26 protein-coding genes are annotated in these 21,880 nt (G+C 57.4%); 23 read left to right on the top strand and 3 right to left on the bottom strand.

The features are described from left to right. The 15 genes from flgC (at position 1) to K2Q04_RS19545 (ending at position 13,396) form a co-directional block, all read left to right on the top strand. The gene (gene flgC, locus K2Q04_RS19615) at positions 1-423 is read left to right on the top strand and encodes a flagellar basal body rod protein FlgC (protein WP_291166687.1); all 423 of its coding nucleotides are present in this window, start codon (positions 1-3) and stop codon (positions 421-423) included. Further along, on the top strand, positions 420-746 hold the full coding sequence (locus K2Q04_RS19610) for a flagellar hook-basal body complex protein FliE (protein WP_291166685.1): 327 nt from the start codon (positions 420-422) through the stop codon (positions 744-746). The genes flgC and K2Q04_RS19610 overlap by 4 nt, the downstream gene beginning before the upstream one ends. Before the next feature lie 11 nt (positions 747-757). Further along, a complete protein-coding gene (gene flgG, locus K2Q04_RS19605; protein WP_291166683.1) occupies positions 758-1,546 on the top strand; it encodes a flagellar basal-body rod protein FlgG in 789 nt (262 codons plus the stop codon). Beyond that, positions 1,546-2,034, top strand: coding sequence for a flagellar basal body P-ring formation chaperone FlgA (gene flgA, locus K2Q04_RS19600; RefSeq protein ID WP_291166681.1), 489 nt, complete (start codon positions 1,546-1,548; stop codon positions 2,032-2,034). The genes flgG and flgA overlap by 1 nt, the downstream gene beginning before the upstream one ends. A 2-nt stretch (positions 2,035-2,036) precedes the next feature. Further along, positions 2,037-3,140, top strand: coding sequence for a flagellar basal body P-ring protein FlgI (locus tag K2Q04_RS19595; RefSeq protein WP_291166678.1), 1,104 nt, complete (start codon positions 2,037-2,039; stop codon positions 3,138-3,140). Next, positions 3,137-3,688 carry a hypothetical protein gene (locus K2Q04_RS19590; protein ID WP_291166676.1) on the top strand — a complete coding sequence of 184 codons (552 nt, stop codon included), beginning with the start codon at positions 3,137-3,139 and terminating at the stop codon, positions 3,686-3,688. Before K2Q04_RS19595 ends, K2Q04_RS19590 begins: the two co-directional genes overlap by 4 nt. Further along, positions 3,678-4,409 (top strand): flagellar basal body L-ring protein FlgH, encoded by a 732-nt coding sequence (gene flgH / locus K2Q04_RS19585; RefSeq protein ID WP_291166673.1) that lies wholly within the window; start codon positions 3,678-3,680, stop codon positions 4,407-4,409. The genes K2Q04_RS19590 and flgH overlap by 11 nt, the downstream gene beginning before the upstream one ends. A 24-nt stretch (positions 4,410-4,433) precedes the next feature. Then, complete coding sequence (locus K2Q04_RS19580; RefSeq protein WP_291166670.1) at positions 4,434-4,919, top strand: flagellar basal body protein FliL; 486 nt, start codon at positions 4,434-4,436, stop codon at positions 4,917-4,919. Beyond that, positions 4,916-5,659, top strand: a complete 744-nt coding sequence (gene fliP, locus K2Q04_RS19575) for a flagellar type III secretion system pore protein FliP (protein ID WP_291166668.1) — start codon at positions 4,916-4,918, stop codon at positions 5,657-5,659. The genes K2Q04_RS19580 and fliP overlap by 4 nt, the downstream gene beginning before the upstream one ends. A gap of 218 nt (positions 5,660-5,877) precedes the next feature. Beyond that, a complete protein-coding gene (locus tag K2Q04_RS19570) occupies positions 5,878-6,834 on the top strand; it encodes a flagellin (protein ID WP_291166666.1) in 957 nt (318 codons plus the stop codon). A gap of 191 nt (positions 6,835-7,025) precedes the next feature. Then, positions 7,026-8,720: a flagellar basal-body MS-ring/collar protein FliF gene (gene fliF, locus K2Q04_RS19565; protein ID WP_291166664.1), complete on the top strand. Its 1,695-nt coding sequence runs from the start codon at positions 7,026-7,028 to the stop codon at positions 8,718-8,720. Next, entirely contained in the window at positions 8,717-9,304 is a 588-nt protein-coding gene (locus K2Q04_RS19560) for a hypothetical protein (protein ID WP_291166662.1), read from the top strand. The genes fliF and K2Q04_RS19560 overlap by 4 nt, the downstream gene beginning before the upstream one ends. Then, entirely contained in the window at positions 9,301-10,599 is a 1,299-nt protein-coding gene (locus tag K2Q04_RS19555) for a MotB family protein (protein ID WP_291166660.1), read from the top strand. The genes K2Q04_RS19560 and K2Q04_RS19555 overlap by 4 nt, the downstream gene beginning before the upstream one ends. Continuing rightward, a complete protein-coding gene (locus K2Q04_RS19550; protein WP_291166658.1) occupies positions 10,596-11,873 on the top strand; it encodes a hypothetical protein in 1,278 nt (425 codons plus the stop codon). The genes K2Q04_RS19555 and K2Q04_RS19550 overlap by 4 nt, the downstream gene beginning before the upstream one ends. Beyond that, positions 11,870-13,396, top strand: a complete 1,527-nt coding sequence (locus K2Q04_RS19545) for a flagellar hook-length control protein FliK (protein WP_291166656.1) — start codon at positions 11,870-11,872, stop codon at positions 13,394-13,396. The genes K2Q04_RS19550 and K2Q04_RS19545 overlap by 4 nt, the downstream gene beginning before the upstream one ends. A 314-nt stretch (positions 13,397-13,710) precedes the next feature. On the opposite strand, the gene K2Q04_RS19540 is transcribed toward K2Q04_RS19545, so the two are convergent. From K2Q04_RS19540 to K2Q04_RS19530, 3 genes are all read right to left on the bottom strand, one after another. Then, a complete protein-coding gene (locus tag K2Q04_RS19540; RefSeq protein WP_291166654.1) occupies positions 13,711-13,956 on the bottom strand; it encodes a hypothetical protein in 246 nt (81 codons plus the stop codon). Between the two features lie 112 nt (positions 13,957-14,068). Then, positions 14,069-14,437, bottom strand: a complete 369-nt coding sequence (locus K2Q04_RS19535) for a molecular chaperone DnaJ (protein ID WP_291166651.1) — start codon at positions 14,435-14,437, stop codon at positions 14,069-14,071. 158 nt (positions 14,438-14,595) lie between these two features. Next, on the bottom strand, positions 14,596-14,976 hold the full coding sequence (locus K2Q04_RS19530; protein WP_291166649.1) for a PilZ domain-containing protein: 381 nt from the start codon (positions 14,974-14,976) through the stop codon (positions 14,596-14,598). Positions 14,977-15,363: 387 nt separating this feature from the next. Here K2Q04_RS19530 and K2Q04_RS19525 point away from each other — a divergent pair, with 387 nt between their 5' ends. The 8 genes from K2Q04_RS19525 to fliQ are packed head-to-tail and all read left to right on the top strand — an operon-like array spanning position 15,364 to position 21,448. Further along, entirely contained in the window at positions 15,364-16,197 is an 834-nt protein-coding gene (locus K2Q04_RS19525; RefSeq protein WP_291166647.1) for a response regulator transcription factor, read from the top strand. Then, a complete protein-coding gene (locus K2Q04_RS19520; RefSeq protein WP_291166645.1) occupies positions 16,142-17,416 on the top strand; it encodes a flagellar hook protein FlgE in 1,275 nt (424 codons plus the stop codon). Before K2Q04_RS19525 ends, K2Q04_RS19520 begins: the two co-directional genes overlap by 56 nt. A 30-nt stretch (positions 17,417-17,446) precedes the next feature. Continuing rightward, entirely contained in the window at positions 17,447-18,916 is a 1,470-nt protein-coding gene (gene flgK / locus K2Q04_RS19515) for a flagellar hook-associated protein FlgK (RefSeq protein WP_291166642.1), read from the top strand. A gap of 4 nt (positions 18,917-18,920) precedes the next feature. Beyond that, on the top strand, positions 18,921-19,976 hold the full coding sequence (locus tag K2Q04_RS19510) for a flagellar hook-associated family protein (RefSeq protein ID WP_291166640.1): 1,056 nt from the start codon (positions 18,921-18,923) through the stop codon (positions 19,974-19,976). A gap of 41 nt (positions 19,977-20,017) precedes the next feature. Beyond that, on the top strand, positions 20,018-20,362 hold the full coding sequence (gene flaF, locus K2Q04_RS19505; RefSeq protein WP_291166637.1) for a flagellar biosynthesis regulator FlaF: 345 nt from the start codon (positions 20,018-20,020) through the stop codon (positions 20,360-20,362). Then, positions 20,362-20,778, top strand: a complete 417-nt coding sequence (flbT, locus tag K2Q04_RS19500) for a flagellar biosynthesis repressor FlbT (RefSeq protein ID WP_291166635.1) — start codon at positions 20,362-20,364, stop codon at positions 20,776-20,778. The genes flaF and flbT overlap by 1 nt, the downstream gene beginning before the upstream one ends. After that, a complete protein-coding gene (gene flgD, locus K2Q04_RS19495; RefSeq protein ID WP_291166632.1) occupies positions 20,775-21,182 on the top strand; it encodes a flagellar hook assembly protein FlgD in 408 nt (135 codons plus the stop codon). Before flbT ends, flgD begins: the two co-directional genes overlap by 4 nt. Further along, complete coding sequence (fliQ, locus tag K2Q04_RS19490) at positions 21,179-21,448, top strand: flagellar biosynthesis protein FliQ (protein WP_092868568.1); 270 nt, start codon at positions 21,179-21,181, stop codon at positions 21,446-21,448. The genes flgD and fliQ overlap by 4 nt, the downstream gene beginning before the upstream one ends. Positions 21,449-21,880 lie beyond the last annotated feature (432 nt).

The raw sequence follows: 21,880 nt of genomic DNA, 5'->3' as shown, positions 1-21,880 counted from the left end.
ATGAGTGATCCGCTTATCGCCGCCAGCAGGGCCGCGTCGAACGGCCTCTTCGCTCAGTCGACCCGTATGCGGGTGCTGTCGGAAAACATCGCCAACGCCGAAACGACCGGAAAGACCGCGGGGTCCGATCCCTATCAGCGCAAGACGGTCAGTTTCCAGTCCGTCACCGACGATATGGACGGCATCGACATGGTGCAGGTCGACAATATCGACCGGGATACGGCGCCGTTTCGCACTGAATACATGCCCGGGCATCCGGCTGCCGACGGAAAAGGCTTCGTCAAGTTACCTAACGTCGACATGCTCGTCGAGCTGGCCGACATGCGCGAGGCGTCGCGTTCGTATACCGCCAACACACAAGTCATCAAACGGGTCCGCGAGATTGTCTCGATGACCCTCGATCTATTGAGGCCGAACTCATGAGCCTGAGCATCGCAATGCTATCGCCCGATATCAACCGCATCGGCGGCGCTGCGGCGTCGAAGGGCATCGGCGGGGCGCCGAACGTTTCATCGGGAGCCGCGCCGCAAAGCGATTTTGCGCAAACCTTGGCGAGCATGGCAGCCGACGCCATCGGAACGGTGAAGACAGGCGAAACAACAGCTATCGCCGGCATGCAAGGTAAGGCACCGCTGCAGCAAGTCGTTCAAGCCGTCATGGAGGCTGAGGAGGCACTCCGCACTGTTGTTGCCGTTCGCGACAAGGTCGTGAGCGCCTACCAAGAAATCAGTCGTATGCAAATTTGAGGTCGTAAGTCATGAGAGCGCTTTCAATTGCTGCGACGGGCATGTCGGCGCAGCAGACCAACGTCGAAGTGATCGCCAACAACGTTGCGAACATCAACACGACAGGCTTCAAGCGCTCGCGCGCTGAATTCGCCGATCTGCTCTATCAGACGGACCGCGCCGCCGGCACGGCTGCGCGCGATGACGATACCATCATTCCGGAAGGCAATACGATCGGCCTCGGGGTACGGACCGTCGCCATCCGCAATCTTTCCATGCAGGGTGCGCTGGCATCGACGAACAACAAGCTCGATCTCGCGTTGAACGGGCGCGGTTACTTCCAGGTCCAGGGCGAGAACAACGAAATTCTGTATACGCGCGCCGGTGCTTTCAATAAGAATGGGACGGGGCAGCTCGTCACGCTCGAGGGCAACCTCGTCATCCCGAATATCACGATCCCGAACACCGCGACGGACGTGGTGGTCAACGCTGCCGGCCAAGTTTATGCGGTCATCGGCGCGACCGGAACGCAGCAGCTTCTCGGGCAATTGTCTCTCGCGAATTTCGCAAACGAGACCGGCCTTGCGCCACTCGGCGGCAACCTCATGCGGGAAACGCTGGCATCCGGGAGCCCCGTGATCGGAAGCCCCGGCGACGAAGGCTTTGCGACGATCCAACAAGGCTATCTCGAAAGCTCCAACGTCGACCCCGTAAAGGAAATCACCGAGCTGATTTCCGCGCAGCGCGCCTATGAAATGAATTCAAAGGTCATTTCTGCTGCCGACGACATGTACAACGTCATCACCAAGGATATTCGCTGATGATTGGGTTGCGCAGCATGCGGAACACGGGCGGCTTCGCGGCAGCGGCGCTGCTGGCGATTTTCGCCGCCTCTGCTGTTGTGCACGCGACGGAAGGCGGCCGCACGGTTTTCGTTCCGCGCGCTGTCATTTATCCGGGCGACGTCATCACGTCGGAAGCACTCATGGAGCGCAAATTGCTGGTTGCCCCAAATAACCCGCCGGTTTTTGGGGAACGTTCGGAAGAGCTGCTGGGCAAGGTTGCTCGCCGCACGTTGTTGCCGAATGAGCTGATCCCAGGAACGGCCGTCAAAACGCCGGACCTCATAAAGCAGGGCAAGACCTACAAGCTCACCTATGAGTCCCAGTTCGTATCGATCATTGGTGTCGGCGTGCCGCTGCAATCCGGATCCGTCGGCGAAATCATAAACGTTCGCAACCCAGACACGGGCCTCATCATCAAGGCTCGCATCAAGGCCGATCAAACATTGACGGTGGACGATCAATGAGATTGGCCGCTGCACTATTCTTTTTTTTTCTCAGCCTGGCGCACGTTGCCGAGGCCGGCACGCGCATCAAGGACATAACCGACCTCAAAGGTGTCCGAGTTAATCAGATCGTCGGCTACGGCCTTGTCGTCGGCCTGAACGGAACGGGCGATACCCTCAGAAATTCGCCGTTCACGCAGCAGTCGGTTCAGGCGATGCTGGATCGCATGGGCGTCAACATTCGCGGATCGCAGTACGAGCCGCGGACGCGAAACGTCGCCGCCGTTATGGTCACGGCGGAACTCCCGCCGTTTGCTTCCAAAGGCTCGCGTTTCGATGTAACCGTTTCATCGATTGGCGACGCCAAGTCGTTGGCCGGCGGCTCGCTCGTGCTGACGCCGCTCGCCGGCGCCGACCAGAAGATCTACGCGGCCGCACAGGGCCAAGTGACGATTTCGGGATTCCTCGCGAAGGGCGCGGCCGAGTCGATAACATCGGGAATTCCGACACGCGGCAGAATTCCGAATGGTGCCATCGTCGAGCAGGACGCTCCGGGCGCCTTCAATGAGGACATGCCGCTCGAATTCGAGCTCCGCAATCCCGACTTCACGACGGCTGTCCGCATCATGGACGTCATCAATGACTTCGCAAAAGACCGCTACGGTATGCCGATAGCGCGCGCGAAAGATCAGCAATCGGTAATGATACGCAAACCGCCACGCATGCTGTCTTCTCGGCTGCTTGCGGAAATAGGCGAGCTTGAGGTTGACCCGGATCAGTCGGCACGCGTCGTCATAGACGAGCGCACCGGCACGATCGTGATCGGCAGCGAAGTGCGCATTTCAACCGTTGCGGTTGCTCATGGCACCATCACCGTCCGTGTTACGGAAACGCCCAAGGTCTCTCAACCGGCTCCATTCTCCAATCGAGGAGAGACGGTCGTTGTTCCCGATACGGAGGTCGATGTGCACGAAGCGGGCGGGGCCGTGCAGATCACGCGCGGAGCCAATCTGCGTGAACTCGTCACGGCCCTCAACAGAATGGGTCTGAAGCCCCTTGGAATTATCGCAATCCTGCAGGCCATGAAAACAGCGGGTGCGCTGCAAGCCGAGCTGGTGGTGCAATGAGATTGTTCACTCGCCTGATCTCGGCCTCTCTCGCTCTGATGTTGCTTGCGCCGGGCGTCGGCGCGGAAGACGCAAAGCCGGACGACAAGGAATTGGAAGTTCTGCAAGTGCCGCCGCCGTCGACCCCCGAGTTGAGCCCGGCTCAGCAGTACTGCTCAAACGTTCTGGACGAAGCGACCGCCGCACAAATCGCGCAGCAGACCCGCAATCTGGAAAAGGCGCAGAAGCAGCTTGATGAGCGTATCGGTCTGCTCGCAGAGAAAGCGGAAGTTCTGAAGAGCTGGATCAAGATGCGCGAGGATTTCACCGTGCGCGCGACGGAATCGCTGGTCCAAATTTATAGCAAGATGAAGCCCGACGCCGCCGCCGCGCAACTTGCGGCAATGGATGAGATGGTCGCCGCCGCGGTCGTGTCGAAGCTCACCCCGAAAGTGTCGAGCCTCATCATGACCGAGATGGAAACTGCCAAGGCGGCGCGACTATCGGCCGTCATTGCGGGAGCTGGAGAGATTGCGGTTCACCCGGAGCGCAAGCCCAATGTGCAGTAAAATACGTTGGGCAGCGCCGGCAGTTGCATTGCTCTCTTTGCTGCTGACGGCGTGCGCCGATCAACTGCGCGAAATCGGCCGCGAACCGACATTGTCGCCCGTCGGAAGTGGCTTGGCGCCGGATCGTACGGCGCATGTCGATCTTCCCGTTACGCCTGTCGCTTACCACTCGGGAAATTCAACGTGGCAGGATTCCGGGGCCGATCTCTTTCGTGACGCGCGCGCCTTGCACGTTGGAGACGTCGTGACGGTGAAAATTCAAATCAACGACAAGGCGTCGCTTGATAACAACCTGAACCGGTCGCGCGATGCGAGCGTAGGCCTCAAGTCGTCAGCGGACTTCGATTTCGGCTTCGGCGGCACGGGCCCCTCCGGTTCCGGTAAGCTCGACGGCAGCCTCGATCGAACGACGTCCACGGGTTCAAAAGGTGCGATCGCGAGATCTGAAAGCATCAATTTGCTTGTCGGCGCCGTCGTCAGCCAAGTGCTTCCAAACGGAAACCTTGTCGTGAGCGGATCGCAGGAAGTGCGCGTCAATTATGAACTTCGCGTGTTGAACGTTCAGGGCGTGATTCGTCCGCGCGATATCGCGACCGACAACACGATCTCCTACGAGAAGATTGCCGAGGCCCGCATTTCCTACGGCGGCCGGGGAACTGTGATGGAAATCCAGAAGCCACCGTATGGCCAGCAGATTCTCGACATCGTGTCTCCGTTCTAGGTAAGGGGCGGGGGGCGTCGGCACATGGCGGAAGACAAAGGCGATGCAGGTGGCGGCGCCGCGGACTTGGTAAAGTCGGCTATTGCCGCGGTCATCATCGGCGCGGCCGGCGGAGGAGCGTTTGGCTATTTCGCGTTGCCGGATGCCGCAAGCGCGCTGGCCCCGCCGCCCGCCGAAACGATAGAAGAGAAGACGCCGACAGCAGGCCGGTTTCCGAAGGACGCGCTGGCGGTCGAAATTTCTTCCATCATCGCCGACCTTGAAACGACACCGAAAATGAGGGTCCGCCTCGATGTCTCGATCATCGTCGCGTATGGAACGCCCGAAACCACGACACTGAGGAATGAAGTGAAGGAGGATGTGATCGCCTATCTAAAGGGGCTCACAATATCCGACTTTCAGGGCGTAAGAGGATTCCAGAACCTGCGCGAGCAACTCGACGACCGTGCAAGAGTACGCGGCCGCGGCGCAATCCTTGGTCTGTTGATCGGCGGCTTGGTGCTCGAATGACAGTACGCAGAATTCTCGCCGCAACCGCGGCCTTGGCTCTGTCTTCTGATGCCGCGCTGGCCCAGGCGGTTGATCTTCAGACTTTGTTTCCAGCGGGAGATGCAAGCGTCTCAGGCCGTATCGTCCAGCTTCTGGTGGTGATGACCGTTTTATCGGTCGCCCCTGGTCTGCTGATGATGGTGACGTCGTTCGCGCGATTTGTGATCGCGTTTTCGTTTTTGCGGGCAGGCCTCGGCCTCCAAACGACGCCGAACAACCTGATCATCATAAGCTTGGCGTTGTTCATGACGCTGTTTGTTATGGCGCCGACGTTCCAGCAAGCCTGGGACAATGGCGTCAAACCGATGGTCGAGAACAAAATCAGTCAGCAGGAGGGGTATACCCGCACCACCGCCCCATTCCGTGCATTTATGCAAGCCAACGTTCGCGATAAAGATCTTGCTCTTTTTCAAGAAATGTCTTCAGAACGTTTCGGCGAGCAAAACAAAGCCGAATCAGATGATTTACGCGTCCTGATCCCGGCTTTCATGATTTCGGAAATTCGGAGAGGTTTCGAAATAGGTTTTCTCGTAGCTCTTCCGTTTCTCGTCATCGATCTTGTCGTTGCAACGATTATGACAGCGATGGGCATGATGATGATGCCACCCACGGTGGTGTCGCTGCCGTTGAAGGTTCTGTTTTTCGTACTTGTCGACGGTTGGACTCTACTCGTCGGAGCACTCGTTAAATCGTTCGTCTAGGTCGATGAACGCTGTGAAGTTAATCGCCTAGGCGGTGATTAACGTTTGGTCGCCAAAAAGTAACTATTGGGAAACAAGTCTCAGCTATTTCAAGTTTGATGACAGAGTGGTCGCCGACACCTGCGCCACAGGCATGATGCCGATCTGTCAAGCCGGAAGACCCGGCATGTCCCCAGTGTGCGTGCGCTTTTTTAGTGCCGAGTAGAAGGACAAGGGACATGGGCATGAGCAGTATCAATACCAATCTTTCCGCAATGACCGCACTTCAGTCGTTGCAGCAGACCTCTAAAGACCTCCTGACGACGCAGAATCGCATCTCGACCGGCTTGAAAGTTGCTTCCGCTTCGGACAACGCCGCTTACTGGTCGATCGCGACGACGATGAAGTCTGACAACGACGCGCTCTCGACCGTTCAAGACGCGCTCGGCCTGGGCAAAGGCACAGTCGACGTTGCATACAACGCGCTGAACCAGTCCATCACGCTCGTCAGCCAGATCAAGGAAAAGCTGACGGCAGCCGCTGCTCCGGGCGTTGATCGCGCCAAGGTTCAGTCGGAAATCACGCAGCTCCAGGAGCAGCTCAAGGGTATCGCTGCTACGGCGAACTTCTCCGGCCAGAACTGGGTCTCGGTTGACTCGTCGGTCTCCGGCTACAGCTCGACGAAGTCGATCGTGGCTTCGTTTGCTCGTACAACGACGGGTACCGTTTCGATCGGCACGATCTCGGTTGATACGTCGAAGTCGATTCTCTTCGACTCCTCGACCGCTACAACCGGCGCCACCGGCGGCATCCTCGACTCGCAGCGCGGTACGACGGGCGCCATCGTGACGACTGGCGGCACGTCGGTCATGAGCATCGACATCAGCTCGCTCACGGACAGCTCGACCGACCAGGCGACGCTGGTTTCGTACATCGCTGGCGTCGATAGCGCGTTCCAGGAAATGACCACGGCAGCTACGAACCTCGGCGCAGCCCAGAAGCGTATCGACCTTCAGACGAGCTTCATCTCGTCCTTGCGGGATTCGATCACCACGGGTGTCTCCCAGTTGGTCGATGCCGACATGAACCAGGAGTCGACGAGATTGCAGGCACTTCAGGTTAAGCAGCAGCTGGGTGTACAGGCACTCAGCATTGCGAACCAGTCGAGCCAGAACATCCTCTCGCTCTTCCGCTAATGACTGAAGCTCGGCGCCTATCGGCGCCGAGCCCTTCACAACGCTCAGTCTAGCCTAACTGACGCATCAGACGGGCCGCATCCCCGAGGCAACGCTCCGCAAACGCGGAATGCCTCGCGGGGGCGGCCCGTCACCTTTGCACAAGGTTCCCTCTCTACCGTCGGCATCTAACTTTGCCGGTAAGGTTGAAGATGGATTGGCGTCAATTCGAAAATCTGTATCAGAGCTTGAAAGGCCTTGGCCGCCAGCGCCTTATGGCTCTCGGAGCCGCCGGCGCGTTCGTCTTCGCACTGATAACGCTGGGCAGCTACTTCGCCTCCCGCTCGAGCTACGACACCCTGTACGTCGGCCTGACGCCGTCGGACATAAGTCGCATGGGCTCGGTGCTGAGCGAGGCGGGGATAGCCTTTGAAACCAGCATCGACGGCACCAAGCTGAGCGTGCCTGTCGGTGAGACCGCGCAAGCGCGCGCACTTCTTGCCGAAAAGGGCCTGCCGGGAAGCCAGACCGCCGGATACGAGCTGTTCGACAAGCTCGGTGCATTGGGTCTCACCTCGTTCATGCAAGAGGTTACCCGCGTCCGCGCTCTCGAAGGAGAGCTTTCGCGCACCATTCAGTACCTGAAGGGTATCCGCGCCGCTCGCGTGCACATCTTCCTTCCCGATCAGAACGCGCTGCGCGTCAAGAAGCAGCCGCCGTCTGCATCCGTCGTGATTAGAACCGACATTTCTGGCGATGCCGCTGCGGCCCCCGCGATCAAGCACCTTGTGGCGTCCGCAATTCCCGAAATGACACCGGACCAAGTTCAGGTGATCGGCACCGATGGAACGATTCTCGGAGGCGGCCGCGATGTAGCGGGCGATGCGCCCGTCCAGATGCTCGAATTGGAACGCACCGTTGCCCAGCAAGTGCAGGACAGCGTCCGCCGCACACTGGCGCCCTATTTGGGTCTCGATAATTTCGAGGTCAGCGCGATCGCACGCCTGAACATCGACAAGCACCAAACGACCGAAACGAATTTCGATCCCGAAAGCAAGGTCGAGCGTTCGACCAGGTTCATCAAAGAGGCGCAGAGCTCGCAGGACGCTTCAGGAAAGACGAACGTCAGCGTCGAGCAGAATATTCCCGGCGAGGCGCCTCCGGCTAAAGACCAGACCAAGAAAGCCCAGGATCGCAAGGAAGAAACGACGAACTACGAAATCAGCTCGAAGTCCGCTTCCACCTCGAGCGAGGGATATAAGGTCGATAATCTCTCGGTCGCTGTGGTCATCAATAAGAAGCGCCTCGCCGACGTCATCGGCAAGGACGCGAAGGCGGAAGACTTCGACAAGCAGGTCGCCGAAATCGAAAAGCTGGCGCTCTCGGCAGCCGGCATCGACAAGAAGCGCGGCGACCTTATCAGCGTCGCGGCAGTCGACTTTGCTCCGACGCCATTCGACGAAGCATCGTCCGCCTCTGGGTGGGCGCCGTTGCTGATGAACCTTGCGGGAACGGGAATAAAATCGCTGACGATACTTCTCGTCGCCGCCATCGTGGTGATGGCGGGCTTCAGACCCGTCATGCGTACGCTGCTGTCGAACGGAACAGCCGTCGAGGGACCGGGCAACGTCGCAGCGCTCCAGTCTCCGCTCGCGTCGATCACCGGATCCGGGGCTGCACCCATAGATATGCCTGAGATGGCATCGCCATTGTTGGAGCCGGGGGCCAATCCATTCGAGGGCGAAGGCGGAATGGGCATGGGCATGGGCATGGGCTCCGGCTTTGGAACCGGTCTATCGTTTGGCCGGTCGCTCGCGCTGGGGCCAGTCGAAAAGCTCGGAGCCATCATCGATAGTGACGAGGAGCAGGCGACAGCCATCCTGAAGCACTGGGTCAAGAACGGATGACGGCGAGACTTCACAGTTCGGCGTTTTCGCTCCTGTCCGACTTCGATCGCGAGAACGGCGAAGCCAAAATCGATTTTGAAGCCGAATTAAAGTCGGCGTTCGAGGACGGTTATCGGCAGGGTCACGCCGATGGAAGAACGGAAGCAGACGCCGATGCGGAGCTTCGCCTTACGGAAGCGACGAATCTTCATTCCGAGCAGCTCGCTGAGGAAAAGCAGAACTGGCAGCGCGACTGCGCCGACGTCCTGGCCGCGCGTCTGGAAAACGTCACGAAACTTATCGAGCTGAGCATCGAGGAGCGTGTAGCGGCGCTGCTGCGCCCGTGGCTCATGGATCGGTTGCGCGAACGCGCTTTGCAGGATCTCGAGAATGCAATTTCACGGGCTCTTGTTGAAGGCGCGAAAGTTCACGTTGAGGCGCCAGCCGAGATTGTCGAACGCCTTCGCGATCGATTGCCGACGGAAGGTTTTCAAATCGGATACTCCGAAAGTCCGAACAGCGATATACGCGCTCACATTGAAGACACCAAGATCGAACTCAATGTTTCTGCGTGGATTGCGGCGCTTGAGGCGATAGCACCATGAGCAACGGTCAGGAAGACGTTTCATCGCAACCGCTCGTCATCATTCGGCGGCGGCGCAACCCCGACGAAGCACACCACGGCGGAGTTTGGAAGATCGCCTACGCGGACTTCATGACCGCGATGATGGCCTTCTTCTTGGTGATGTGGCTGATCAATGCGGCGGACAAGAAAACTATCGTCCAGGTGGCCGCCTACTTCAATCCGATGCGGCTGACGGACCGGTACGCTGCGCCGAAGGGCCTTGAGGACTTGACGGAAACGGCGACGAAGCCAACCGAAGAGCGGGGCAAAAAAGGCTTCGAAAAGCAGGTCATCAACAGCCAGCAGAAGCAGGAAGCCGAGCAAGAGAGCAAAGAACGTACTGGCGACGCTATGGATGAAGCGGCGCAGAAATCGAGCGCGGCCGCCGGTGGAAAAAGCACCGAAGCTCAAAAGGAACAGGCGCTTTTCGATAATCCGGGCGATCTTCTCGAGAAGCTCGCGGACGAGGCGCGCGCCAATTCGCCGACGACGGCCGCAAGCCCCGCGGACGGCAACATCAGCGATCCGTTCGATCGCACCAATCGGCGGGCCGGGAAATCTCAGGACACCTTGAAGCCGGCGCAGCAGCCGGCGACCGCAGCTCCCCCTCCCAGCGGGGCGAAGGCCGTTACAGCCAACAATTCGAAACCGCCGTCTCCAGAGACCGCCAAGCAGACGCCGCCCGTTCCGCAGGCGGCGAACCAACTCGATAAGCCGAAGCAACAGGACGTCGTAGCGAAACAGACGCCGGCGGCATTGGATCAGACGAAGAAGGAAGACAAGAAAGAAGAGAAGACGCACGATAAAGATAAAGACGAAAAGGCGAAAAAGCTCGAAGACCAAATCACAAGCGCGATTGCGAATATCTCGAAAGATCTGCCGCAAGTCGAGGTAAAGGCAACTCCAGAAGGAGTCCTCATCAGCCTGACGGACGACGCGCATTTCGGCATGTTCGAAGTCGGCTCGGCCAAGCCGCGCCCCGAACTCGTGCTCGTGATGGATAAGATCGGAAAGGTTCTGCAAGCCCAGCCGGGAACGATAGTCGTCCGCGGTCACACCGATAGTCGCGCCTACAGGAGCGGAAACTACGATAATTGGCGGCTCTCTGCGGCGCGCGCGCAAATGGCTTATTACATGCTCGTGCGAGGCGGCGTTCCCGAAACGCGTGTTACAGCCATCGAAGGGCGCGCCGACCGCGACCCGAAAATTCCGTCCGATACGTTGGCGGCACCAAACCGCAGGATCGACATCCTCGTCAGAGAGGATCAGAAATGAAGCGCCTTGCGCTGATTTCTGCTGCTTTGTTCGTTGCGTTGGCCGGCGCCGCAGCCGGCGCGGCGTTTTACTTCCAGCCTGCATTCATATTCGGTGAGCCGAAATCGGATGAGCCTCTCGCTCATGCCGTGCCCTCGTATGCCGCAAAGGCAGCGAACGAGACGCGGGCGAGGGACGCCACGCTCCGCCTCGTCGAGCAATTGGGTGCAATCCAGGACAAAATTATACATGGAGACCGCGCAGCGCTTGCCGACCAGGCGCGACTGTTGAGGGATATCGCCGGTGAAGTTCGCCAATTCGGTCCGGAAGATTGGAGCGACTACATCAACGTGCGCACGAGCTTGCTCTATGTATTGAGCGGCGGCGATGCGCACGTTCTCACCCCATTGATCGATAGCAATACGCTCGGAACGGCCGATCAGAAATTGGCGGCTGGAATCGTGAGTTTTGCCCAAGGACAGCCGAGGGCTGCTCGGAAGTTATTCATGGAGATCGACCCGAGGTCCCTCGACGTCAGCTTGGTAGGACCGTTCGCGTTGGCTCGCGCCTCGCTCTATCTCGACGACAGCCAGGCGAAGGCGATCGAGTTGCTTGATGATGCGCGGCTTGCTTGCCCACACACCGCAATCGACGAGGCCGCCACGCGAAGGGAAATCCCGATTCTCATTGGCATGGGAGACAGGAGCCGCGCGCTTATGCTGACGACGAGCTACGTCCGCCAGTTTGGAAAGTCCATTTATGCGTGGAAGCTCTTTCGCGATTTCGCGGAAGCAACGGCAAAGCGCAGCGATATGGATGATCCAGCGATCGTCAATAAGTTGGCCGATTCCTTCGATGATGAGGACATGCAGGTTGCGTCGGAACTGTTTATCGATGTCGCCGGGGAAGCGCTTCTACAAGGCAAATTGAAGCTGGCCCGGGCCGCGGCCGACAGAATTCTGAAGATCGCAAGCGCAGCACCTGAAACATTGGATAAGGCTCGCCTTTATCGGGCAGCGGCCGAAGCGCCTTCAGCAGATGCGGGAGATGCCCTGAGGGCACTGAATCAGATCACGGCAGATCGGCTTTCCGACGACGATACGGAAATTCGCGAAGTGGCGGGCTTTATCGCGAAGAGCGTAGTTGGCGATGAAATAGCCGCTGGCCGCGATGACGTCAAGAAAGCGCGGGCGGGTGCGGCGCTCCCGATCCTGCCGAAAGCAGCAGCTGCCCTCGGCAAGGCAGATGCCCTCTTGAAAGAAGCCGATCAGATCATTGCACGGAGTGAAAAATGACAGCCCCGGTCAGAGGCGCCGCGCCAGACAAGGTCGATCAACTTCTGCAATCTGTTCGTATGCGTGTCGGCTCGCATCGCGACACAGCCAAGCAGTCCCGGGAAGGCGACGATAAGCCTGATGACGTGACGAAGGATACTACCAAGGCCAAAGCGTCTTCGTCCGACAACTCCATTAGACGCAGCGATAGCGTATCGACGCGAAAGCAGGGCAGTTCGAAAGCGGACGATGGTGATTCGTCGTTCGAGGAAACATTCGATAGCATCGGTCAGCAGGAAACGAAGGCTAACACAAGCGTCGAGCGAAGTGATAATGGGCCGCCGATTACGATTGCGGCTGTCGTAAATGGCCCCGTCGACCAGGCACCCGATAGTGTCGAGCAGCAGCCTTCCGATAATATGCAGCGTGCGGCGCGGCCCGGAAATCTGTTGCTGCAGGATAGCATCGCTGCATTGCTCGACGCGAAATCGCGTCAGGTTCCGAGTGACGATAATACGAAGTTGGCACAGGCCGCCATGCCGAATGCGATGCCGCTGGAGCATAGGAATGAGATCGGCGATGTAACGCCTGCGGTCGTCAATAGCCAAGAGACACATTGGAATTTCGCAGAGACAACGGTCGCGGCCGCTGCTTCGCAAGTTTCCAGGCTGGCGCCCGAGGAGCGCATCACGCTGCATCCTCTCGCGTCCGCGCCCTTCTCGCTGCCTCGTCCGCCGACGATGGAGCAAAGGAATCCCGACCCGTCAGTTAAGACATCGAATGACTCGCTGCCTCAACTGCAGCCGCAAGCCGTCTCGGCAGCCGCGATGGATACACGGGACAACTCCTTCCTCGCCGACAAGGATCAAACCGGCGCACGCTTTCAACAGCAGGCGACTGGCGATGTAGTGAGCAGCAAGGTCGCGAAAGCGGATGCATCCGATTCCAACGATCGGATCTTTTCGATCGAGCCCAAACCCTCGCAGCAGGGACAGCCGAGCGTAAGCGCGCAAATTCGCAACGGTGTCATTGATGCACTCGCTGGCAAAGCCGCAGCGTTGGCTCCGAATACCACTGCTATGGACCTTCAGGATCGCGCTCCGGCTCCGACACCGGTATTGCGATCGCTTGATTTGACGCTCTCTCCGGCAGACCTCGGTTCTGTGAGATTGCATCTCAGCCTCAAGTCGAATTCGCTCGCAATCGAAGCTGAAGCTTCAAAGGCAGCGACAGCGAAAATTCTCAACGACGATCGCGCATCGCTAGAGCGAGGATTGAGAGATGCGGGCTACGACGTCGCCAGTTTGAAGATCACCGAAGCGTCTTCGAGCAATTCGGCAAGCTCGAACGGGCAAACGAGCGGATCGCCGTTCCGCGACGGTGATCAGGCGCGCTCCAACTTCACGGGACGGCAAGATGGGGATGCGCAACGGCGCGATGGCTCATCATCTGATCAAGCGGCGCGTCGCCAGAAGGATAACTCACAACAGACATCCGCCGGCGACTTACCGAATAGCCGGCAAGGCAACGCAGTCTATATCTAGGTATCGTTAGATGACGCAGCAGGAACTGACAGGTACCGGTCTGCATGGCCCCTTCTCGCTCGCTGCTGACGCGATCGATGAAGAGCTTGTCGAAAATTGTCCTGGCGCTTACGCGCTCGGTTTTATCGATTACCTTGGCCGCTTTTCGATTACTTATGTCGGCAGCGCCGGAGAAAATTTGAAATCGAAACTGAAAGCGCACATCGGAACGGCATCGCAGTTCAAATTCCGCCACTTCGCGGAACAGCGGCTAGCCTTCGAAAAAGAGTGCGAAATGTTTCATCAATTTCTGCCGAGCGGAAACTTCTTACATCCTAGCCGGCCGCACGGTACCGAATGGTCATGTCCGAGGTGTCGGCGTTAGTCGACGGCTTCGCAATGAGGTCGAGAACATCTGCGAGGGCTTGATAATAGCCCGAATGCCAATAAGCGCATTCCGCCGTGCCGTGATCGAGATGCAATTGGGGTTGCAGTTTCTCTGCCCAGTCACCGCCAAGACGAGAGCCGATGCCGGCCATACGAGCTTGCAACGCACCGAGGTCTGCACCCACGTCTTTCATATTCGTCCCTCACCGCACTTCGCCGGTTATTCCACTGATTGTGAAAATACACGGCATTGATGGGAACATCGCCAACAAAGCTGTTTGCATTTTAGCAAATTTCGCTCGGGTCCTAGCCGCGAGATTTGCGTAACCCGGCAACATATCTGTCGATGAGATCGTTGGCGATCATCATGCGTTGGGTTGCAAGTGCCCTGAGTTCTGCCGGAACCCGGTCGGGATGATTGCGCAAGGCGAACTCGCGTCGAAGACTTGCGACGTCGGCCTCCGGGACACCTGAGCCGAGACCCAGCTCGAGTAATATTTTGTTAGGATCTAACGAAGCATCGGGCTCAATTTCGCTGCCGCCGTCGTCGCCATAATGTTTGGGATTGGGTTGAGTTAAGCGAGCGGCTGCTCCGGCCCGCGCAGCAGCGAAGTCCCACGCGGCCTCGAGGCCGCTCATCGAAAATCGGCGCGACGAACTTGGCGCGCTGAGCATCTCATCCTCTCGACGGATTAGGTCGTCGATGAGAATGTCGAAGTTTGATGGAAGCGGCGCCCGCGATCGCATTAGCTTAGCCGGGTAAAGGAAGGCACGAAGTGATCCTACCTTATATTTGGCGCGGCTTGCGGAGCGCTGACAGCTTTCGGATGAAACTAGGGCCGGCGCGCGGACTTCTGAAGTTTGACGGCTTTGCCGAAATATTCTCTGCCGAGATTTTCGAAATCCAATCGCTCGTCCACGTCGCTGACAGGAGTGGCGAATTCAACGCCGATATGTTTTTCCCGTAGCCACGACACGGTGCCGGCAATGACGGTGCCGTCGAATAGCGTCAGCGTTACAGGCTCATCGACATTCGGCACAACACCGTCGAGGACGCTGATCTTCGCTCCAGTCTCGGAAAGATCTGTCAAATCACAGATCAAATGCGAATTGCGAAAGCGCAGGGCTACGTGCTGACGTGCAGAATGCCTCTCGCTGGCCCGGCGCTCATCTGACGACAGGACTTCTTCGGCGATAACTCCAGGAGCGGTCATACTGCGGAAGAGCTTTCGAATTTTCGTCTGCCTCATATTACGCACCTGAACAAGACCCGCTCTGCTCGCTGCAATTAAAACGTAATTCTCCAACCGCTTTTCCGATTCCTCGAATTCACCTCTTGGTCTTGCGGTGGAATATCTATTCAACCGCAATTAGCTTACGGAGCTGAGTGAAAAACTCATAAAATTATATGGATTTTGAATTGGGTAATGAGTGCGCCGGAACGTCGGATGCTCGTCGCGCATGTATCTGCATCGAGTGTAACTTCTGTGTGATTTGGCGTGTCTTTTGTGCCCCATGCAATAATGAAATAATTGTTAATAAGACACGTGAATCACTGTATTTCCTTTTATGCCAATGATTTGCGGGGCCTGGGGGGCAACATGTTCGTTGTACTTGACGACCGTTCGACGGTCGCGGGAGGGTATGTTGCGTGTTTCGAACGCGAGGGTATTGCAGCTACAGCTGTAGAGCCATCCGAGTTCTTCGAGTGGTTTGAACTCATCAACGATCAGGATGTCGCCGTTATCGAGGGATTTTTGCTCGGTACGGTTTCAAGTCGCCGGCAGATTTCGGCGCGGGTCCGGTCGCGTTGCAGGGCGCCGCTTATCGGCTTGATCGAAGCGAGGGCGCTTAGCGAAACGCTGGAGCTCTTCTCGCTCGGTTTCGATGATGTGCTCGCGAAGCCATTTCACGTCCGGGAGATATTGGCCCGCTGTGGCGCGATCCGCCGTCGAATGCAGATTACGGATGAGTGCGTCGATGTCGGCGGCATACGGATCTTCTTTGACGGCCGCGATCCAATTGTGAATGGCGAAGTCCTTCCATTACCGCGGCGCGAACGCCGGATTTTGGAATGCCTCGTCCTAAGCCGCAATACGCGGATTACCAAAACGCAGATATTCAACCGTGTATATGGAATCTTTAATGATGAGATTCACGAGAACGTAATTGAAAGTCACATCAGCCGGCTTCGCAAGAGACTGAAGCAGAAGCTCGGATACGACCCGATCGATTCTCAGCGCTTCCTCGGTTACCGTCTGAAAGACTTCGCTCTCGAAGACGCTTTGCACCCTGTTCAAGGGTCGGCAGCAACCAGTCTCACGCAAGGCACAGATGCTTTGCTTGCTCCGAGCATCATGCGCGACGAGGAGAATGTCGATGGGTCTCTACGGAGTAATGACTACCAGCGTCTCGGGAATGTCTGTCCAGTCTGACCGAATGGGTACGGTTGCGGACAACATCGCGAATATCAACACGACTGGTTACAAGGCCTCGTCTACTGAATTCGCGACGCTGATCGCGGCAGGCAGCGTTGCAGAGTATGTGCCAGGCTCCGTTTCGACAATCGCGCGTCGCCTCGTATCGCAGCAAGGTGACTTTACCTACACGAAGTCGCCGACCGATCTTGCTATCAGCGGCAACGGCTTTTTCATGGTGCAAAGCGACGCCGGCACGCCCTATCTGACCCGCTCGGGCAACTTCGTCGCCGATGCCAACGGTGATCTCGTAAACGCCGCGGGTTTCAAACTCCTGGGCTACAATCTCCTGGATGGAAGCTCGAGTTCGGTGGTGAATAGCGCGGCCGGCCTAGAGGTTGTGAGCACCAGCGGCTTGGGTATGAAGGCAACACCTTCGACGAGCGGCAAATTTGGCGTGAACCTTCCGGCCGACGCGGCTGTGACCGTTGCTGCCAACTTGCCGGCGGCAAATGCCGCCACGGCGGAGTACGCCGGCAAGACCTCGATCGTCGCCTATGACAATCTCGGCCATCAGGTCACGCTCGATGTTTATTCTGCCAAGACCGCCAATAATACATGGCAACTAGCCGTCTACGACGCGTCCGGCGCGTCGGCATCCGGCGGATTTCCCTATGCCGCAGGCTCGCAGTTGGCGACGACGTCGGTGACGTTTGACGCCACGACGGGTGCGGTGACAACGACAAGCCCGCAATCGCTGAGCTTCAATATTCCCAACGGTAGCGCGTTCACTCTCGACGTCAGCAAGATGACGCAACTTGCGGCGAACTATTCTCCGCAAACAGGCTCCAACGCGCCAAGCGCGAACGGTAGCCCACCGTCCGCGGTCGATCGCCTCGAAATCAGCAACGAAGGAATTGTCACGGCTGTTTATGCTGATGGCTCGCGCATCGATGCGTTCAAGATCCCACTTGCAACCGTAGCAAGCCCCGACAACCTTACGGCAATCTCCGGCAACGTTTTCGCGACGAATAAGTCGTCGGGCGATTTGCAGCTCGGCAACGCCAACGACGGCGGCAGGGGAAAAATCATCTCTGCTGCACTGGAAAGCAGTACTGCCGATCTCGCTTCCGAGCTGACGAACATGGTTCAGGCGCAGCGCAACTACACGGCAAACTCCAAAGTATTCCAAACCGGCGCCGAACTGTTGGACGTTCTCGTAAATCTCGTTCGCTGAACGAATAATTGAAAGGTAAAGGCCCAGCATATGTCGCTTACACAGAGTATCGGCAACGCGCGTTCGAGTCTGTCGACCGTTTCCGAGCAAATCTCGGTGGTGTCGCAGAATATTGCGAACGTGAACAATGCCGACGCGACGCGTAAGGTCGCAAACGTCATAACTGGGTATGGTGGCGGCGTCAGCGTCGCTGGCATTTCGCGGACTGCAAACAAGCTTCTGCTTGATACTTATTTGAGCGCGAATGCCAGTAATCAGACTCAAACCGTGGTCAATTCAGCACTCGACCGGCTTGAGAACACGGTGGGAGACACAGACTCTGAAAGCTCACCCGCGGCTCTCATCTCCAAACTGAGTTCGGCGCTACAAAACTATTCGGCTGCGCCTCAGAATGGAGCCGTTGCAGCGACAGTCGTCTCGGCGGCTCAGACGTTGGCAACGGCTCTCAATTCCGCCACCCAGTCCGTCACGGATATCCGAAATCAGGCCGATACCGACATTGCGACGTCGGTCTCCAACATCAACAATCTGCTCGCTCAATTCGAGAAGCTCAATCAGAGCGTCGTTAAAGGAACGAGCAGCGGCGCAGACATCACGGACGTCCTCGATCAGCGTGACGCCGTCCTGAAGCAGTTGTCGACGGAAGTCGGCATACGCACCGTTTCGCGCGCCGGCGGCGATATGGCGATCTATACCGACAGCGGCGTCACATTATTTGATAAAACCGCTCGCCAGGTTACGTTCGCTCCAACCTCAAATCTTTCGCCGAGTTCGGTCGGCTCTCCGGTCTATGCGGACGGGGTTCCGATCGCGGGCACCCCGCATACGATGTCGATCAGTTCCGGCAAGCTCGCGGGCCTCGTCGACGTTAGAGACAACATCACGCTCGCCTATCAGAGCCAGCTCGATGAGATCGCTCGCGGCTTGATCGAAGCAACCGCCGAGACCGATCAATCCGCGACGCCGACTCTTCCGGCCGCCGCTGGTCTATTTACATACGGTGGCGGGCCGGCAATTCCTGCGTCCGGAACGGTCATCGCAGGCCTTGCGGGCTCGATCAAAATCAATCCGACTGTCGACCCTTCGCAAGGCGGAAACGCGCAGCTTGTGCGAGACGGCGGCATCGCCGGAACCGCTTATGCGTACAACTCGACGGGTGCTGCATCCTACACGGATCGAATTCAGCAGCTGATAACGAGTCTCACCGCATCCCGTTCTTTCGACCCTTCGTCCCAGCTGCCGCCAACGGCATCGGTCTCCGATTACGCGAAATCTTCCGTGTCCTGGCTAGAAGCGCTGAGACAATCGGCGAGTTCCGAAGCCGAGTCCCGGCAAACCCTGGCCGACCGGGCCAGCTCCGCCCTGTCGCGGGAAACGGGCGTGAGTTTGGACGAAGAGATGACCAACCTTCTCGACCTCGAGCGCACCTTCCAGGCCTCTTCGCGGCTGATAAATACGGTCGATAACATGCTTGCAACCCTCCTACAGTCGATCAACTAACATCATGATCACAGCATCATTCATATCGTCGGCTGGCCTCTCGGACGACACGCGTCGTTCAATCGCTCGCCTGCAGTCGCGACTTGTCGATATCCAAAAGGAGATGGCGACCGAAAGGCATGCTGACGTCGGAGTAACCCTTGGCGCAACCACAGGCGTCAGCGTTTCCATGCGGCAGGACCTGGAACAGATCCAGGCCATCCAGAAATCGAACAACCTCGTCCTGAATCGCATGGACGCGTCGCAATCCGCTTTGCAGACCGTAGCGAAAAGTACATCGTCGTTCCTGTCGGCTTTGGTCAGTGGCGGCTCGGCGTCGACGTCGCCAGAGACACTCATTCAATCGGCTCAGGCCGGCATGCAAACACTGCAGGACCAGCTCAATTCGTCGCTTGACGGGCAGTATCTTTTTGCCGGCATCAACTCCGACGTCAAACCGATGGACGATTTCTTCGGATCTCCTCCGTCAGCTGGGCAACAGGCAGTAACGAACGCGTTCGTCACGAAGTTTGGCTTCGCTCCGAGTGATCCCGCCGCGGCCAATATCTCGCCGTCTGACATGCAGGATTTTCTCGATAACGAGTTCGCCGATCTGTTCTCCGCTGCAAATTGGTCAAGCACGTGGTCGGGAGCGTCCGACAAATCAGTAAGCAGTAGGATTTCTCGCACCGAGATCGCCAATACTTCGGTAACAGCAAACGACAGCAATTTCCGCTCATTGACCCAAGCTTTCACGATGTTCGCAGGCTTGGGCTTCGCCAACCTCGGAAGCGGGGCACAGCAAGTCATCGTATCGAAGGCGCGAGATCTCGTCGCCAACGCAACGGGCGGACTTACTCAGGTCCAATCGTATCTCGGCGTGACGCAGAAGCGCGTCTCCGACTCAAACGACCAGATCAGTTCGCAGATCGATTTTCTCACGAAATCCATCGGTGACCTCGAGCAGGTCGATCCCATTGCTTTGACAACGCAGCTTTCGGACGTTTCGACGGCGCTTCAAGCAGCGTACTCGATCACCAACAAGCTGAACAATCTCACCATCATGGACTATCTCACGTGAGCATAGGCAGCATCTAATATCAGGCTTCCGGAAGGCAGAAGATGTACAAGTTCTCATACGAAGAGACGTTGAGTGAATCCGGCAGCCGGCAACGCGAGAACGAGCGGCTGGCCATCGAGCAGTCGGTCGCGCTCCTCAGGACCGCAGAAATGGCGGGACCGCAGTCGCGTGAAGCGATCGATGCCATTTTCTTTCTCAATCGGCTTTGGAGCTTTTTCCTCGACGATCTCGCGAAGCCCGAAAATGGGTTGCCGGATGAAGTCCGGGCGGGGCTCATCTCGATCGGCATTTGGATGCTCAAGGAAGCCGATGCGATCAGCAAAGGCAACTCGCGGAATTTCGCGGGGCTGATCGACGTCTCGAATGTCATCGCGGAAGGGTTGTGATGGCCGGCGGCTTGAAAATTACGCTGCGTGCCGGTGAGCGCCTCTTCGTCAACGGCGGAGTCTTGCGCGTCGACCGGAAGGTCAGCATCGAACTCATGAACGATGTCATTTTCCTTCTCGAGCAGCATGTGATGAAGCCCGAGGATACGACAACGCCGTTCAAGCAATTGTATTTCATGATCCAGATGATGCTGATCGACCCCTCATTGCACATGAAGGCGCAAACGATGGCACGGGAGTCCGTCGCCAATCTGCTCGGCAATATCAGCGACAGGATTCTGAGGCAGGGCCTGCTCGACACCGCGGATTTGCTCGATAACGATCGCCCGTTCGAGGCTTTGAAGAAAGTCAGATCGCTGCTTCCGCACGAGGCGGCTGGAATGAACACTGAGGAACAGAGCAAGGAGGTCGCATGACAACGGTTTCGTCGACCAACGGCACGACCGCTCAAACCGCCACCCAGGCGGCAGCAAAGTCAAACACGCTCAACTACAACGATTTCTTGAAGCTGATGATCGCTCAGATGAAGAATCAGGACCCTCTGAATCCTACGGACTCGACACAGTACATGTCGCAGATCGCTCAGTTTTCAGGCGTCGAGCAAGCCATCAATACGAACTCCAAGCTCGATCAGCTCCTCGTGAATTCGAACATCTCGCAGGCCAGCACCATGATTGGGCTGACGCTGAAGGCACCGGATGGCACAACGGGTGTGATCCAATCTGTTCGGATCGATTCGTCCGGCTCAACGGCTATTCTGACCACCGGCAAGGAAGTGCCGATCTCTGCCGGAGTAACGATAGGCTTCCCGACGTCATGACGGAAGGTGACGCGCTTCAAATCGTCCAACAAGCGATCTGGTTGACGATTGTATTGGCAGGGCCCGTCGTCGGCTCTGCCATGGTAATCGGCGTAGGTGTCGCGTTCATTCAAGCGCTGACGCAAATTCAAGAAATGACGCTGACTTTCGTGCCGAAAATCATCGCGGGCTTTCTGATCCTGCTGCTGACAGGTAGCTACAGTGGCAACTTGCTAAAGGTGTTCACTGAGCAACTTTATTTGAGAATCGCGCTCGGCTTTAAGTGACTGGCGTGCGTCAGATGACAATTAAAAATGCTTTTTGCAAACGATAGTTCTCTGGGCAATCACAGAAATCATCAATAAGAGTATTGCGCCTAATGACGACTCATGGTCCGTAGGCTGAAGCATGCGTTCCATTGAGTGGAGCGTCGTTAGTCATTCTCGCTTGACGACATCGGGAAAAAATCCGGCGCCATGCGGATCGTCACTAAATCTGCCCAAGGTTTCCGCTCGGAAACCGAATGTTTGATAAATCTCAGGCAGATGTTCTTTTCAGCGAGGCTAACCCCCTCGCCACTTTAGAGCTGAGCAAGATTATGAGCGCATCTGCACTTAAGCAATTGCCTTCGTCTGCCATCATCATGTTGGGAAGTATCGCGGTAATCGGCTCAACCTTTTTGCTGTGGCATCTGCTGATGCACACGCAGATCGAAGTTT

It is taken from the genome of Hyphomicrobium sp. (genome assembly GCF_019753045.1).
GTDB lineage: Bacteria > Pseudomonadota > Alphaproteobacteria > Rhizobiales > Hyphomicrobiaceae > Hyphomicrobium_B.
The sequence above is the reverse complement of the archived record's forward strand: the minus strand, read 5'-3'. Positions and strand labels throughout refer to the sequence as shown.